The sequence below is a fragment of the Rhizobium sp. 3T7 genome (genome assembly GCF_020166565.1).
Taxonomy (GTDB): domain Bacteria; phylum Pseudomonadota; class Alphaproteobacteria; order Rhizobiales; family Rhizobiaceae; genus Rhizobium.
In genome coordinates, this window is sequence record NZ_JAIQXS010000005.1 from 33,603 (window position 1) to 48,304 (window position 14,702).

Annotated in this window: 14 protein-coding genes and 4 tRNA genes; 13 read left to right on the forward strand and 5 right to left on the reverse strand. The window is 58.5% G+C overall.

Annotated elements, in window-relative coordinates:
• The first annotated feature begins 110 nt into the window (after positions 1-110).
• The 4 genes from K9B32_RS09250 to K9B32_RS09265 all read left to right on the forward strand — a co-directional run bounded on the left by K9B32_RS09250 (position 111) and on the right by K9B32_RS09265 (position 4,693).
• Positions 111-2,006, forward strand: a complete 1,896-nt coding sequence (locus K9B32_RS09250; protein ID WP_224561652.1) for a sensor histidine kinase — start codon at positions 111-113, stop codon at positions 2,004-2,006.
• Positions 2,003-2,632 carry a response regulator transcription factor gene (locus tag K9B32_RS09255; RefSeq protein ID WP_224561653.1) on the forward strand — a complete coding sequence of 210 codons (630 nt, stop codon included), beginning with the start codon at positions 2,003-2,005 and terminating at the stop codon, positions 2,630-2,632. The genes K9B32_RS09250 and K9B32_RS09255 overlap by 4 nt, the downstream gene beginning before the upstream one ends.
• Before the next feature lie 100 nt (positions 2,633-2,732).
• Positions 2,733-3,104, forward strand: a complete 372-nt coding sequence (locus K9B32_RS09260; protein ID WP_224561857.1) for a response regulator transcription factor — start codon at positions 2,733-2,735, stop codon at positions 3,102-3,104.
• Between the two features lie 80 nt (positions 3,105-3,184).
• Entirely contained in the window at positions 3,185-4,693 is a 1,509-nt protein-coding gene (locus K9B32_RS09265) for an arylsulfatase (protein WP_224561654.1), read from the forward strand.
• 753 nt (positions 4,694-5,446) lie between these two features.
• Here the strand turns inward: K9B32_RS09265 and K9B32_RS09270 are convergent.
• From K9B32_RS09270 to rlmB, 4 genes are all read right to left on the reverse strand, one after another.
• Complete coding sequence (locus K9B32_RS09270; RefSeq protein ID WP_224561655.1) at positions 5,447-5,737, reverse strand: hypothetical protein; 291 nt, start codon at positions 5,735-5,737, stop codon at positions 5,447-5,449.
• 536 nt (positions 5,738-6,273) lie between these two features.
• A tRNA-Thr gene (locus tag K9B32_RS09275) sits at positions 6,274-6,349 on the reverse strand.
• 334 nt (positions 6,350-6,683) lie between these two features.
• Entirely contained in the window at positions 6,684-6,839 is a 156-nt protein-coding gene (locus K9B32_RS09280; RefSeq protein WP_193385386.1) for a hypothetical protein, read from the reverse strand.
• 330 nt (positions 6,840-7,169) lie between these two features.
• Positions 7,170-8,060, reverse strand: coding sequence for a 23S rRNA (guanosine(2251)-2'-O)-methyltransferase RlmB (gene rlmB / locus K9B32_RS09285; protein WP_224561656.1), 891 nt, complete (start codon positions 8,058-8,060; stop codon positions 7,170-7,172).
• 205 nt (positions 8,061-8,265) lie between these two features.
• On the opposite strand from rlmB, the gene K9B32_RS09290 reads away from it, so the two are divergent.
• Positions 8,266-8,350: transfer RNA gene (locus K9B32_RS09290), tRNA-Tyr, on the forward strand.
• Positions 8,351-8,376: 26 nt separating this feature from the next.
• Positions 8,377-8,450: transfer RNA gene (locus tag K9B32_RS09295), tRNA-Gly, on the forward strand.
• Positions 8,451-8,964: 514 nt separating this feature from the next.
• Here the strand turns inward: K9B32_RS09295 and K9B32_RS09300 are convergent.
• On the reverse strand, positions 8,965-9,474 hold the full coding sequence (locus K9B32_RS09300; RefSeq protein ID WP_224561657.1) for a hypothetical protein: 510 nt from the start codon (positions 9,472-9,474) through the stop codon (positions 8,965-8,967).
• Positions 9,475-9,742: 268 nt separating this feature from the next.
• Between K9B32_RS09300 and tuf the strand changes: the two genes are divergently transcribed.
• The 7 genes from tuf (at position 9,743) to rplA (ending at position 14,443) form a co-directional block, all read left to right on the forward strand.
• Positions 9,743-10,918, forward strand: a complete 1,176-nt coding sequence (gene tuf / locus K9B32_RS09305) for an elongation factor Tu (RefSeq protein WP_018857113.1) — start codon at positions 9,743-9,745, stop codon at positions 10,916-10,918.
• 172 nt (positions 10,919-11,090) lie between these two features.
• Positions 11,091-11,984 carry an NAD-dependent epimerase/dehydratase family protein gene (locus K9B32_RS09310; protein ID WP_007791986.1) on the forward strand — a complete coding sequence of 298 codons (894 nt, stop codon included), beginning with the start codon at positions 11,091-11,093 and terminating at the stop codon, positions 11,982-11,984.
• 140 nt (positions 11,985-12,124) lie between these two features.
• Positions 12,125-12,200 (forward strand) — tRNA-Trp (locus K9B32_RS09315).
• 189 nt (positions 12,201-12,389) lie between these two features.
• Positions 12,390-12,590 (forward strand): preprotein translocase subunit SecE, encoded by a 201-nt coding sequence (gene secE / locus K9B32_RS09320; RefSeq protein ID WP_007531587.1) that lies wholly within the window; start codon positions 12,390-12,392, stop codon positions 12,588-12,590.
• Between the two features lie 17 nt (positions 12,591-12,607).
• On the forward strand, positions 12,608-13,138 hold the full coding sequence (nusG, locus tag K9B32_RS09325; protein ID WP_007791989.1) for a transcription termination/antitermination protein NusG: 531 nt from the start codon (positions 12,608-12,610) through the stop codon (positions 13,136-13,138).
• A 170-nt stretch (positions 13,139-13,308) separates the two neighbouring features.
• Complete coding sequence (rplK, locus tag K9B32_RS09330; protein WP_007791992.1) at positions 13,309-13,740, forward strand: 50S ribosomal protein L11; 432 nt, start codon at positions 13,309-13,311, stop codon at positions 13,738-13,740.
• Positions 13,741-13,744: 4 nt separating this feature from the next.
• A complete protein-coding gene (gene rplA / locus K9B32_RS09335; protein ID WP_224561658.1) occupies positions 13,745-14,443 on the forward strand; it encodes a 50S ribosomal protein L1 in 699 nt (232 codons plus the stop codon).
• Positions 14,444-14,702 lie beyond the last annotated feature (259 nt).

Consider the following 14,702-nt stretch of genomic DNA (forward strand, 5'->3'; position numbering starts at 1 on the left):
TATTGCCCTTTGGGGCATCTGCGGACCTCGGAACAATCCGGAGTAGCAATTGTCCGGATGACACCACAGCGTGAAGCTGTTATGTTCGCCGAGCATCTGGGGGAAGTCTGATGGGCTGGGGATGCAGTTGTTCCGCTAGATTTCAAGGAGCTGCCATTCTGGCGATCGCTGTCTCAGCGGTTGTTTGCGGGTGCTACGCCGTTGCCTCGGAAACGTCGCTTGCACTCCTCGATCGGCCGCCGCGGGTTCTCATACTTTATCCCTATGATGAGCGGATCGCGGCAACGGCCGCTGCCGGAGAAGCGTTGCGCAGCCGCCTGCTGGAAGCGACTGATGGCAAGATTGATCTGTTTTCAGAGTTTCTTGATCTGTCGAGGTTTCCGGAAGCCGACCATGTCGCACGCGTGGGCCGATATCTGGCGGAGAAGTATGCCGCTCGTCGCCCGGACGTGGTCGTCGCACTTGGCAAGGAGTCTGCCAGCTTCATATCGACGAACCGAGCAAGGATCGCTCCCGGCGCGAAGATAGTCGCCGCAGGCTTCGGCAACTCCACCGCGGAGAACATCGATCTACCGGATGACGTGATCGGCGCGTTCACCACATTCGATATTTTGAAGACGGCCGAAATGGCCCGCAACTTGCAGCCCAATGCCCGTTACCTGTATATCATCGGGGGATCGTCGGACTTCGATCGGGGATGGCTGGCGACGGCGCGCGCCGATCTTGACGAGTTCTCCAAATCATACGAAACGACGTACCTTGAAGATCTGACGATCGAGGAATTTGTCGAACGTGCATCGCATGTCCCGTCCGACAGCATTATCCTGGCGTTGACGGTCTTTAAGGATCGGGCAGGGCGGAATTTCATTCCGCGCGAGGCGATCAAGCTGATCGCGGCAACGGCCAGCGCGCCTGTCTATGGCCCCTATCAGACCTACATCGACCATGGCATCGTCGGCGGCAATACCGTCACCTTTGACACTTTGGGCCGGACCGTCGGAAATCTTGTCGTCGATGTCATAGCCGGCCGGCCGGTCTCCGATATCCAGGCACCCCAGACAAACATCGTAGATTCTCGACAGCTCCGACGTTGGGGGCTTGCGGAGGGGAACCTTCCTCCGGGTACCGTCCAGATGCATAAGGAGAAGAGCCTGTGGGAAGAACACTGGCTGGCGGTAACAGTGGCGCTCGGCGTCGTTCTAATGCAGGCCGGCGTTATCGCTGCATTGCTACTCGAGCGACGTCGTCGCCAGGATGCGGAGAGTATGTCTCGTCTTCACCTGCTCGAAGCTGTCCACCTCAACCAGTCCGCAACGGCCGGCGCCTTGTCTTCGTCGATCGCCCACGAACTAAATCAGCCCCTGTCGGCAATTCGAAACAATGCCGAGGCGGCGTCCCAGCTCCTTCGAAGTGGCAACCCCGATCTGGAGTTGATTCAGCAGATCCTTCTCGACATACAGGAGGACGATCAGCGTGCGGGCGACATCATCGGTCGGATGAGAGGATTGCTCAAGAAGAGACGCGAGATCGATTGGCAGGAGTTCGACCTGAATGACGTCACGTCGAGCGCGATCCACATCATTCATGGCGAGGCCGAACGCAGAGGGATTACGCTTAATGCGAATCAGCCGGCGACCGAGCTGCCCGTGCGGGCAGACAAGGTTCATGTTCAACAGGTCGTCCTCAATCTGGCGACGAACGCGATGGACGCCATGATAGACGCCGATTCCGCCAGAAGAACCCTGACGTTCGCGACAGGAATTGCAAAGGAGAGGGCCGAGCTCTGTGTGGTCGACACAGGCAACGGTATTCCCGAAGAACGCCTGTCCAGCATCTTCGAGCCGTTCTATACGACTAAGAAGGCAGGGACAGGGTTGGGTCTTTCCATAGCGCGCGCCATCGTCGAGACATATGGCGGCACGATCTCGGCGCACAACCGGCCTGAAGGCGGCGCCATCTTCCGGGTGGTCCTGCCTCTGGCCCGACGGGAGGAGCGAGGCTCATGAAACCGGTCGTCCATATCGTCGATGACGACGAATCCTACCGAACGGCGACTGCACGGCTGCTCTCCGCCTACGGCGTGAAGGTCGAGGCCTATGAATCCGGAGATCAGTTTCTCGCCGGCCTTCCAAGCTGCGAGCCGGGCTGCGTTCTCCTTGACCTGCAGATGCCCGGCCAGTCTGGCCTGCAGATACAGCGCCGGTTGTGCGAGCTGGCGCCGCTGCTGCCAATCGTATTCCTCACCGGCGAAGGAGACATAAAGGCCGGCGTCGACGCGATGAAGGCGGGCGCACAGGACTTCCTGGAGAAGCCGAGCTCGGTCGCCGTCCTGATGGAAACGATCGAGCGCGCGTTGGCTCAATATGAAAGGCGGCGGGCCGAGCACGAGCGTCTGCAGGAGCTGAGGACATTGATGGCGAGCTTGAGCGCGCGCGAAGCGGAGGTCTTCGGGATGATCATCCGTGGCCAGCTCAACAAGCAGATCGCCTATGCCCTTGGCATTTCGGAGCGGACGGTGAAGGTGCACCGCCATCAGGTTATGGAGAAGCTCGGAGCAAAGTCTTTGGCGGAGGTCGTTTCGATCGCCGCCGACATCGGCCTCGACCGCGGACGCAGTGCTTTCTCGGCGTGATCGGGCGACCATCCCCTTAGGGCAATATGAAGCAACCGCCGACGCACCTACAATGACGGCAACTGCGTATCTCGCGTATTGTCACGAATGGGGGCATGAGGTGGGAAAGCTGCGCCGCACTGTCGCAGTCGTCGATGATGATGCGAGCCTACGTCGAAGCGTCGGGCGGCTCCTCAATGCCTACGGGTTTCTGACGATGGAATATGCATCGGCGGAAGCATTTCTCGGCCGTGATCCCGAGACGCCTATCGGCTGCCTCGTGCTGGACATCGACCTGGGCGGCATGTCCGGCATCGAACTACAGCGGAGGGTGAAAGTGGCTGGATTGAAGCTGCCGGTGATCTTCATTACCGCCCTCGAAGACGCTCGCCTGAAAATCGAGGCAGAGCAGGCAGGGTGCATCGCATATTTGCGAAAGCCGTTCGCGGCGGCCGTACTTGTCGACGCGGTCAAAAGGGCGCTCGGATCGTGAATTCTGGATCGAGGAGAGACCGCCACGACCGCTGGTCAAAAGGCGGACCAGTCATTTCAACCCTGGCAGGGAGGCTGAACATGGAATCGCTCAGACACTGGCGGCCGATGGCAGAAGCACTGGCGATCGCATCATGCCTCAGTGTGCATCCGTTTCCGGTTGGAACGGCATCTGCGCAGCAAGCGAAGCCGAATATTGTGTTCATTCTCGGCGACAATATCGGCTACGGCGACATCGGGGTTTATGGAGGCGGGGAGTTGCGCGGATCGCCGACGCCGCGCATCGACCAACTCGCCTTGGAGGGTCTGCGGTTGACGCAGTTTCTGGTCGAGCCCTCCTGTACGCCCTCGCGCGCCGCCTTGATGACGGGGCGCTATTCCATCCGTTCCGGGCTGTCGCTCATCGCGGTCGCTGGCACAGACATCTCACTGCCGGCGAACGAGATCACCATGGCGGAGATGCTGCACGATGCCGGATACGCCACGGCGATCTTCGGCAAGTGGCACCTAGGCGCGCAAACCTACAGTCAACCTCAAAACCAGGGTTTCGATGAATTTTACGGAATTCCGCCCGGTGACACCTGGGACGCGTTTGGAATGATCCGCCAGGGCAAGCAGACCGACACGCTCGATATCCCTCTCGACAAGGGGCCGCAAATCGTCGAGGCGAACAGGGGCGAGCCGCTCAAATCCGTGAAACCATACACCGAGGAAGTGCGGCGCGGCATTGATTGGGAACTGGTGGATCACGGCGTCGCTTTCATGAAGCGCCAGAAGGCCGCGGGCAAACCGTTCTTCCTGTACTTGCCGATCTCCCGGACCCACTATCCGAACTTGCCGTCGAAGCGGTTTGAAGGCGCGTCCCGGATCGGCCAGTTCGGCGACTCCTTGATGGAGGGCGATGCCATAGTCGGCACGATGCTTGATGCCGTGAAGGAACTGGGCGCAGAGGAGAATACCATCGTCGTTGTCGCCTCCGACAATGGTCCCGACGGTCCTGGCGTGATCCGGTTCGGCGCCGACATGCCAGACATGGGAGCCTCCGGGCCGTATCGCGGCGCGCTTGGTGAAGTCAGCGAAGGCGCAATTCGCACTGCCGCCATCATCCGCTGGCCGCATCGGATCAAGCCGCGATCCTCATACGCGATGTTCTCGATCATGGACTTCTTCCCGACCTTCGCACACATTGCGGGTGGCAAGGTTCCGGACGACCGGCCGATCGACGGCGTCGACCAGAGCAAATTCCTGCTCGGCGAAGATGACACCGGGGCGCGCCAGCATCTGCTAACCTTCGTCGGATCGGAACTGGTCGCAGCCCGCTGGAAGCAGTTCCGGGCCTATTTCGCCGACGTTGCGCCGGGCCGCAGCGGTGCGGGCGGGGCAACCCTGATGGGCGGCGTGGGCGCGAGCGCTGCACCCATGAACGGTTATCCCCAGGTGTTCAACATCGAAGCCGACCCGCAGGAGGAGCACAATATCGGCGCGATGTACGACTGGGTTCTCGGGCCGATACTGAAGACGGTCGAGGAATACAAAGAGACACTCGTCCGATCACCCAATCCACCTGCGGCAAACATGACGAAGTTCTGACTTGGATCGGCAAGCGGGTATGACGAGGTAGGGAGTCGTTCCTCGGGGTAGAGGCCGATTTCGCTGGTCAACTCAGTGATCGATGGCGTCCGCGTTGGCCATCGTAGACGGATCCAAGTACGTGAAACCGCGAATCCGAAAAGGTATCGTCGATGAAAGGCGCGTTTTGGAGCCGTTTTTCAAACTCTGTGGATCGTCCGTGGAGCACTCGAGCGGGTACTGCCTTGTAGCCGGGCAACGCGATCCTGTTCGCATCGAGAATGTCGAAGGGCGCATACGTCTGACCTATACGGCGGTACCGCCCGAGGGGCGGTCTGAAGATCCGCCGGCGGGACCCCTCGATATCGAGGAAGAAACCGCTAGACAGATCGTCGCGTCCATTGCACGCAAGTGGACCAAGCCTCGCATCAGCCGTGAGACTACGAAGGAACAGCAGTGGTATTCTGGGAAGCCTGCAACTCCCCGGGAGTGGATTTGACCAATCCATATAGGCTGGTGAAGGCGCCGGGATTCAGCGCTATTCCCTAGCTTATCGTGACGGCATTGCTTGCAGAAAAAGTCCGTTGTCGTGCCCAATGAGCAGGAAGCCAAGCGGTGCTGGGCGAGATAGACCGCTTTGTCGACGGCGGCCTTCTCGCTGGCTACGAGGCGCGTCAAACGGGTTCACCGGATGCCCGGTCTCTAAAGATCAAAGGTCTGGAGGAGGTTGGAGGTGAACGTTCGGGGGGCGCTTGCCTCTGAGGCACGGCCCCCCTAGTTCCTGCTCCAGGCCAAAAATGGCCGATAGTGTCGCTGGGCGATAAGCAGAGTTCGATCCGGTTGGATGATATAGATCTCCTCGACCTCGCGCCCCGTCTGATCCGTGAACGTGTGGGGGAACGAAGAGCCGATCGGCGACTTCGTGATCTTCGTTCGAGGCTGGCCGCCGTAGGTGATGCTGCCGGGAATCGGCGCGTAGCCTTCCGACGGATAGGAGCCTGAAACGGCCGTGCAGCTTGCAACAAACATCGCGGTCACGACCGACGCTACTATTTTTTGAAACATCCCCTGGCCTCCCAGTTCATCGGTTAGATTCCGCGCGCGTGGTCACTCTCACGCAAGCAAGTGAACCCAGAACCTTTACCGCGGAAAGGTCAGGCAACGATGGGAGCTTTCGGTCCCTCGGCGAGCCCGTCATCCGACTGCGATGGCTCCGTTGGTAGAGTCTACCAGTTTAGAGGACACGCGCTACCACTTTGAACGGATCCTGTCTTGCTTTCAGAGATTGGGACAACCACGGCTGCAATAGGAGATGAAGGTTGGCCCAAATCCGTAAAATGCAAACCCTGAAATCGCTCCGTTTTTGCGGTTCGAAAGCCCCGACTTGGTGAAGCGACGACCCCATAGCCGTGAAGATACAAAGTCTTTGTCTCCATCGGCGTAAAGTGGATCTCTTGTCGGTTCTCCCGGCAGTGCGGTCGAGACATTGATCGCTTCTCGCCCGCAACGAAAAAAGCCACGGAACGAAATCCGTGGCTTTGTCTTCGAGACGACCGAGGAGATCACGACATCCGGAATAGGATGCCGGTCCCCTCAAGAGATGGTGCCCCCGGCAGGGTTCGAACCCGCGACCCCCTGATTACAAATCAGGTGCTCTACCAACTGAGCTACAAGGGCGATGCCTGCCAAGTACCAGATTCTGCCGTCCTGTAAAGAAGAAATCGGCGCGATCTTGATTTCATTGGTGCCACCTGACCGCCGAAGCTTGGCGAACGGAACGAGATAGACGGCGTCGGTTTCGCAAGCCCAATTCTGAGCAGTTTGCCGCACGCTTGCTTGCAACGCGTCTCTAGGGCCTGTCTCACTGGCTCCTGATGGCTACATGATTACGATGCTCAGCACCGAGGCAACCATGAAACAATGACGGCTATCATCACCGCACGTTTCTCTCCCTGAAAATCGTGCGTGGCAAACTCGGGGGCGTCGGTTCCCCCAACCACAACTCGACGATCTATTGGGTGGGCGTTGGAATGGGGCGTTCAGGCGCGGGCGCTAGCGGAGCGGGTTCGTGCGTTGGCTGCGACTTGTCGATCCAGGCGATGCTGAGAATGATGGCGACGAATACAGCGACGAAGAGAGTGCCGACAATGAGGGAGCGGATGGCCATATGGGATACGTTCCTCCTGTTCGAGTACCGGACAGCTATAGAAAACGGCAGAGTCAAAACCGAGGCGAGTCAGCTTTTTTTCTGATCATCAGCAATGGTTTGCCGCCTTCCTCCTTGCATTTCCCCAAGACGCGGTGGTCCCCCATGATGAAAGGGATGTTCTGTCGGCGCTCATCGGTACGAGCCGGAAGCCCTCAATGTGGAAGATCAAGGATCGAGCCTTGCAATGGCTGTCACGCAGTCTCCGGCCGGTGACAGGGCGAGATTGCTATTCGCGTTTGCCTCGTCGCTCAGCGCGCAAATTGGCAAGAAAGAGCGCCGCCGATTGCATCATACTTTCAAATGCAGCCTTGCCGCATAGAGAGCAATCGCTGCCGCGTTGGACACATTCAAGGACTTGATGGCGCCCGGCATGTCGAGCCTTGCAAGTGCGCTGACGGTTTCGCGCGTCTTCTGCCGCAGCCCTTTGCCCTCGGAGCCCAGCACCAGCGCCACCTTGTCACCTGAGAATGTACCTTCGAGAGGGGCGGGACCTTCCGAATCAAGGCCGATCGTGAAGAAGCCGAGCTTGTGCAGTTCGCCAAGCGCGTCCGCAAGGTTCGTGATCTGGATATACGGGATGAGTTCCAGCGCACCGGAGGCTGATTTCGCCAGCACGCCTGATTCGGTCGGGCTGTGGCGTTGCGTGGTAATGACGGCACCGGCATTGAAGGCCACCGCGGAACGCATGATGGCGCCAACATTGTGCGGATCGGTCACTTGGTCGAGCACGAGAAGCAGCGGACTGTCCTTCAGCGCTTCGAGCCGGCGAACGGGAAGGGGCCGCGTTTCCAGCATGACGCCCTGATGGATTGCGTCAGGACCGAGAAGCTTGTCGATATCGTGCGGAGCGACGATCTCGAACGGAATGCCGAGCTGATCGGCATCGATCTCGAGACGGGCAAGCGCGTTCTGGGTCACCGACAATTTGACGTTCTTGCGCTCTTTGTTGTCGAGCGCTGCACGAACCGTGTGGAGGCCGTAGAGATAGACCTGCTCGGGCGCAAGTGTCGGCGGCTTCCAGTCCTCGGCGCCGCGCCGGCGCTTCTGCGGCGGAGGCGTCGGAATCTCGCCGCGTTCGCGCTTGCTGTCGCGATGCGCACGGCGCAGGGTTGCGTAATGTGTGTCCTTGGCGGACTTGTCGTTGGTGGGCTTGCCACCGCTTTTGTTGTCTTTGCTCATGCGGCTTTATAGCGAGGGCACTTCTTTCCGCATAGGATTTCTTTCAAGAGCCCGGCTTTCCATGTTCGATGAAATTTTTCACATTTTTTCCATCGTCATCGTGTTGACATGCGGAAATCGTCCGGTCATATACGCGGCGCAGACCGAGGGGCGGCAACGTTTCGAAAGTCTGACGAGCTTGGTCTCGCGATCCGGACGAAAGACTGGAGAGATGCCCGAGTGGTTAAAGGGGACGGACTGTAAATCCGTTGGCTCAGCCTACGTTGGTTCAAATCCAACTCTCTCCACCATTCGTCATTGGATCGGATACCACCCCGCGGGTATAGCTCAATGGTAGAGCAGCAGCCTTCCAAGCTGAATACGCGGGTTCGATTCCCGCTACCCGCTCCAATCTTTAGTGGTTTTGCGAAATCATTGGCGCTGTGATAGAGAGCGATTAGCGATCTGAGCGCTGCCGTCAAACTAGATCGGCATGTCTCTCTGACGAGACCAGCGAACAACTCAACCGTCAGCGCGATTGTTAAACCCTCTCCAAATAAAGCGGCTCACCTTAAATGCTGCGGTCATTTTATAGAGCGCCGAAGAGTCCAGCGCCTTTTTACTGAAAATCAAATAGCGCCACACCCGGCAGATAGAACAAGAGTCATACTGTGAGAACCGCGCGGGCTCCTTCGAAGGCATAGCAAGCGACCGCTGCGGTAAGCATAAGACCGATTCTATGAACGGCGATCTGAAGCGCCGTCGCGCGACCGGAAATTGCGGCAATTCCCATCGCCGCAAAGACTGCTGTTGCACCGGGAATAAATAGGTAGAGAACGAGCATCTTATTCTCGGCTGTCCGCCTTTTTGATTTCATTCCGAATAACGAGTGCTGTCGCGGCACCTGCGCGCGTGATTTGCGTTGCTAGCCCCACAGAAGCACAAAAGGCGAGGCGAGCGCGATGATGCCGGCGATCATCCATCGCCTCTGCCCGTGAGCGCTTAGGTCTTCCCTTGAAAGCCAGATGCGAACGGCAATGAACCCGATCGCAATCAGTGCGCTGTAGATCACGGCGCGCAGCAGGATCGACCAGCCGCCGCCGAAGAGGCCGATGGCGATACCGAAACCGCTAAGCGCGCCGAGAATGCCGTATCCGACGTCGAACATCAGCATTGTCGTGGTCGAAAGCGGCGTCAGCATCTTCGGAAAGGCGATCGCGAAGGCCGCCGTAAGCAGCCATATCGCTACGATCGCCTGCAGCGTCGAGGAACTGACGATCGAGGTCGCCAAAGCTGGAAGCCGCTCAGGCGAGGAGAGGCGTACAACCTGCGCGACCCAGTCGATCGCAGCTGCAAGAATCCACAATATGAATGCGCAGGCGGCAAAGATCAGAAAGTTGCCCGCGGATCGCTTTGCAATTTCCTTTGGTTCCATTGCGTTGTCTCCAGACAGTGCTTCCCCGTGAGAGCAGTAAATGAAATAGTATCATATCCTTGGTCCCGGTTGCGCCCGTTCTTCGCGAATATATCTTCGCTGCCATCTGCGGTGGATATTTGCCGATCCGGCACTTCCTTCCCATATGCGCCCGCAGGCTAGGAATACGGTCCGCAATTAGGTCTTGCGCAATTTCCACGAAAGCCTTAAACGGCGGCACTAAACCGGTTCGCCGGGGTCATCCATTTCGTTCACAGGAAGCATTCAAATGGCAAAGAGTAAGTTTGAGCGCAACAAGCCGCACGTTAACATCGGCACGATCGGCCACGTTGACCACGGCAAGACGTCTCTGACGGCAGCGATCACGAAGTACTTCGGCGAGTTCAAGGCGTACGACCAGATCGACGCGGCTCCGGAAGAAAAGGCCCGCGGCATCACCATCTCGACGGCGCACGTCGAATATGAGACGCCGAACCGTCACTATGCCCACGTTGACTGCCCCGGCCACGCCGACTACGTCAAGAACATGATCACCGGTGCCGCTCAGATGGACGGCGCGATCCTGGTGTGCTCGGCAGCTGACGGCCCGATGCCGCAGACCCGCGAGCACATCCTGCTGGCTCGCCAGGTTGGCGTTCCGGCGATCGTCGTGTTCCTCAACAAGGTTGACCAGGTTGACGACGCCGAGCTTCTCGAGCTCGTCGAGCTGGAAGTGCGCGAGCTTCTGTCGTCCTACGACTTCCCGGGCGACGACATTCCGGTCATCAAGGGTTCGGCTCTTGCTGCTCTGGAAGACTCCGACAAGAAGATCGGCGAAGACGCGATCCGCGAGCTGATGGCGGCTGTTGACGCCTACATTCCGACGCCTGAGCGCCCGATCGACCAGCCGTTCCTGATGCCGATCGAAGACGTGTTCTCGATCTCCGGCCGTGGTACGGTCGTGACCGGCCGCGTCGAGCGTGGCATTGTCAAGGTTGGTGAAGAAGTCGAAATCGTCGGCATCCGCCCGACCTCGAAGACGACGGTTACCGGCGTTGAAATGTTCCGCAAGCTGCTCGACCAGGGCCAGGCTGGCGACAACATCGGTGCACTGGTTCGCGGTGTGAACCGTGACGGCGTCGAGCGTGGTCAGATCCTGTGCAAGCCGGGCTCTGTCAAGCCGCACAAGAAGTTCAAGGCTGAGGCCTACATCCTGACGAAGGAAGAAGGCGGCCGTCATACGCCGTTCTTCACCAACTACCGTCCGCAGTTCTACTTCCGCACGACGGACGTGACCGGCATCGTCACCCTGCCGGAAGGCACGGAAATGGTTATGCCTGGCGACAACGTCACGGTTGACGTCGAGCTGATCGTTCCGATCGCGATGGAAGAAAAGCTGCGCTTCGCTATCCGCGAAGGCGGCCGTACCGTCGGCGCAGGCATCGTCGCCTCCATCGTCGAGTAATCTTCGGATTATCTGGATTTAAGAAGGCCCCGCTGGAAACAGCGGGGCTTTTCCTTTGCCTGCTCTTGTGAATGGGGAAGTCGCCCATGGTGACAACGCAATGCGAGCAGTGGTCTTGCGCTTGGGTGCAAAGCCTTTATCTATCCCTCCGATTTCATATGCGGAGGACACTATGAAAAAGCGTATTCTCTTCACAGGCGGTTCGGGCAAGGCGGGGCGCCATTCGGTGCCGTGGCTGGTTAACGCCGGCTATGAGGTTCACAACGTCGACTTGGTGCCGCTTGATAGCCCCGGTGTGACCAATCTGATTGCCGACATCACCGACAGCGGCCAGGTCTTCAACGCGCTCTCGATGCATCGCGATTTTCCGGACATGGATGCAGGGAAGGGCGTCCAGCCTTTCGACGCAGTAGTGCATTTCGCGGCGATCCCGCGGATCCTCATCAAGCCTGACAACGAGACCTTCCGCATCAACACGATGGGCACCTACAACGTCATCGAAGCGGCGGTGAAGCTCGGCATCCGCAAGATCATCGTCGCCTCGAGCGAGACGACCTACGGCGTCTGCTTTGCGGAAGGCCATCGCGACTTCCACCAGTTTCCGTTGGAGGAGGACTACGACGTCAATCCGATGGATTCCTATGGTCTCTCCAAGGTGCTGAACGAGACTACGGCCCGCGCCTTTGCCGAACGCTCCGGTTTCGACATCTACGCGCTGCGCATCGGCAACGTCATCGAGCCGCACGAGTACGAGAGGTTCCCGACCTATTTCGCCAATCCTGAAATGCGCAAGCGTATCGCCTGGAGCTATATCGACGCCCGCGACCTCGGGCAGATCTGCCATCTCTGCATTGAGAAGGACGGCTTGGGTTTCCAGGTCTTCAACGCCGCGAATGACACGGTCTCGGCCAATACGCCATCGAGGGAACTTGCTAAGCGATTCTATCCGAACGTGCCGTTCACGCGCGAAATCGGCGAATACGAGGGGCTGCTCTCCAACCGCAAGATCCGCGAAGTGCTTGGCTTCAAGGAAGAGCACGACTGGCGCAAATACGTGAAAGTCTGATCGCAGGCCTTTCCCGCGACGCAGGATTGGAAAAATAGAAAAACGCACTTGCCAATCCTGCGCTGCCGCCTTAAAGGGAGCGCCATGCTTGCAGTTGCGCTTCGCGGCCGGTCGGTCAAGAAGCTGAATGTAAAGCGTAAAGGGGTATAGCTCAGCTGGTAGAGCGGCGGTCTCCAAAACCGCAGGTCGGGGGTTCGAGCCCCTCTGCCCCTGCCATCTTTCTTGAACGAGTGGCGCGGATATCTCGCAGCGGTTCGGACAGAAAGGCGACGTATGGCTAAGTTCGTTAAACTTCGGTTTCCCTCTTGTGCAATTGGGAATCGATGGTTATGTAGGGTTCAACAGACACGCGGTGCGTGGGGCTGATATGTTCAGCTTTACGCGCCGTAATTGCGTGGGCAGTCGATGGCATCCAAATCCAATCCGTTTACGTTTCTACAGCAGGTTCGCTCCGAAACGTCTAAAGTTACCTGGCCGTCGCGCCGCGAGACGATGATCTCGACGGTCATGGTGCTTGTAATGGTGATCTTTGCCGCGCTGTTCTTTTTTGCCGCTGACCAGCTCATTGGCTGGCTGTTGAGCTTCGTGCTTAACGTCGGCAATTGATCGGGTGGAGTAGTAACATGGCGGCACGTTGGTACATTGTCCACGCGTATTCGAATTTTGAGAAGAAGGTCGCGGAAGACATCGAAAATAAGGCTCGGCAGAAGGGCCTCGAGCATTTGTTCGAAAAAATTCTCGTTCCGACCGAGAAGGTGGTTGAAGTGCGTCGCGGCCGTAAGGTTGATTCCGAGCGCAAGTTCTTCCCGGGTTATGTTCTTGTTCGTGCCAATCTTACGGATGAAGCCTACCACCTGATCAAGAATACGCCGAAGGTCACTGGTTTCCTCGGCTCCGACAATAAGCCCGTTCCGATTCCGGACTATGAAGCTGAGCGTATCCTCGGTCAGGTTCAGGAAGGTGTCGAGCGGCCGAAGGCATCCGTTACCTTCGAGATCGGCGAGCAGGTTCGTGTCTCGGATGGTCCGTTCGCTTCGTTCAACGGCACGGTTCAGGATGTGGACGAAGAGCGTTCGCGCCTGAAGGTTGAAGTGTCGATCTTCGGCCGCGCTACGCCGGTCGAACTGGAATACGCTCAGGTCGAAAAGGTCTGAGCTCGGAAGTAAGCCAACGCTGACTTGCTTCCTTGCGGCGAAAGCCGCGAATCGCGTGGAAGGTGAGGGGTCTTAGCCGGACCCTGTGATCCGCACCACGCAACCGCAGCCGCCGGAGACATCCGGCATCACTGGCCGGGCAACCGGTCATCAATGAAAGGCAGAGAGATATGGCTAAGAAAGTTGCAGGCCAGCTCAAGCTTCAGGTCAAGGCAGGATCGGCAAACCCGTCCCCGCCAATCGGCCCGGCGCTTGGTCAGCGTGGCATTAACATCATGGAATTCTGCAAGGCGTTCAATGCCGCTACGCAGGAAATGGAAAAGGGTATGCCGATCCCGGTCGTCATCACCTACTACCAGGACAAGTCCTTCACCTTCGCGATGAAGCAGCCGCCGGTCAGCTACTGGCTGAAGAAAGAAGCGAAGATCACGTCTGGTTCGAAGACGCCTGGCAAGGGCGCCGTCGCCGGCAAGCTCACCAAGGCTCAGATCAAGTCGATCGCAGAAGCCAAGATGAAGGATCTGAATGCAGCGGATATCGAAGGTGCAATGGCGATGATCGAGGGCTCTGCCCGCGCCATGGGCCTGGAAGTGGTAGGATAAGACCATGGCTGGCAAGCGCACCAAGAAGATCAACGAAGGTGTTGATCCCACAAAGCTCTACGCTCTGACCCTTGCAATCGGCATGGTCAAGGAGCGCGCGGTTGCGAAGTTCGATGAAACCATCGAAGTCGCTATGAACCTCGGCGTTGATCCGCGTCACGCAGACCAGATGGTCCGCGGCGTTGTCAACCTGCCGAACGGCACGGGCCGCGACGTTCGCGTTGCTGTCTTCGCTCGTGGCGCCAAGGCTGATGAAGCCAAGGCAGCTGGCGCAGATATCGTCGGCGCTGAAGAGCTCGTTGAAATCGTCCAGGGCGGCAAGATCGATTTCGATCGCTGCATCGCGACCCCGGATATGATGCCGCTCGTCGGCCGCCTCGGTAAGGTTCTCGGCCCGCGTGGCATGATGCCGAACCCGAAGGTTGGTACGGTTACGATGGACGTTGCTGGTGCCGTCAAGGCATCCAAGGGCGGCGCTGTCGAGTTCCGCGTCGAAAAGGCTGGTATCGTTCATGCTGGCGTTGGCAAGGCATCCTTCGATGCCAAGGCTCTGGAAGAGAACATCCGTGCCTTCGCTGATGCAGTCATCAAGGCAAAGCCGGCCGGTGCGAAGGGCAACTACGTCAAGCGCGTAGCGATCTCCTCGACCATGGGCCCGGGCGTCAAGATCGACCCGTCGTCCGTTACGGCTCCGGCCGCTTAACAAATTCGCCGGGCTTCTGCCCGGCTATAAAGAATTCCGGTCCCGCAAGGGGCCGGAGTATTCCGGAGAAATCCGGAATCCTGTCCGAGATTGCAGGTGGTTTTCCCTTAATCACCTTGCCTGCATGAGACGGGTAAGACCCGAATTGCATGAAGTACTGCTTCTAGGAATTTGGTTCGAGCCTTGGATGCCTTGTGCCTTCGGCCTTTCTTTGGCGCGAAGCGCGAGGGGACAGGATCCTCAAGCGTCGCTTGGGATC

Bases quoted from the DNA above. Each gene is read 5' to 3' on its own strand.
- K9B32_RS09250 (WP_224561652.1), top strand. From the start codon at position 111: ATGGGCTGGGGATGCAGTTGTTCCGCTAGATTTCAAGGAGCTGCCATT.
- K9B32_RS09255 (WP_224561653.1), top strand. From the start codon at position 2,003: ATGAAACCGGTCGTCCATATCGTCGATGACGACGAATCCTACCGAACG.
- K9B32_RS09265 (WP_224561654.1), top strand. From the start codon at position 3,185: ATGGAATCGCTCAGACACTGGCGGCCGATGGCAGAAGCACTGGCGATC.
- K9B32_RS09270 (WP_224561655.1), bottom strand. From the start codon at position 5,737: ATGTTTCAAAAAATAGTAGCGTCGGTCGTGACCGCGATGTTTGTTGCA.
- K9B32_RS09280 (WP_193385386.1), bottom strand. From the start codon at position 6,839: ATGGCCATCCGCTCCCTCATTGTCGGCACTCTCTTCGTCGCTGTATTC.
- rlmB (WP_224561656.1), bottom strand. From the start codon at position 8,060: ATGAGCAAAGACAACAAAAGCGGTGGCAAGCCCACCAACGACAAGTCC.
- K9B32_RS09300 (WP_224561657.1), bottom strand. From the start codon at position 9,474: ATGGAACCAAAGGAAATTGCAAAGCGATCCGCGGGCAACTTTCTGATC.
- tuf (WP_018857113.1), top strand. From the start codon at position 9,743: ATGGCAAAGAGTAAGTTTGAGCGCAACAAGCCGCACGTTAACATCGGC.
- K9B32_RS09310 (WP_007791986.1), top strand. From the start codon at position 11,091: ATGAAAAAGCGTATTCTCTTCACAGGCGGTTCGGGCAAGGCGGGGCGC.
- secE (WP_007531587.1), top strand. From the start codon at position 12,390: ATGGCATCCAAATCCAATCCGTTTACGTTTCTACAGCAGGTTCGCTCC.
- nusG (WP_007791989.1), top strand. From the start codon at position 12,608: ATGGCGGCACGTTGGTACATTGTCCACGCGTATTCGAATTTTGAGAAG.
- rplK (WP_007791992.1), top strand. From the start codon at position 13,309: ATGGCTAAGAAAGTTGCAGGCCAGCTCAAGCTTCAGGTCAAGGCAGGA.
- rplA (WP_224561658.1), top strand. From the start codon at position 13,745: ATGGCTGGCAAGCGCACCAAGAAGATCAACGAAGGTGTTGATCCCACA.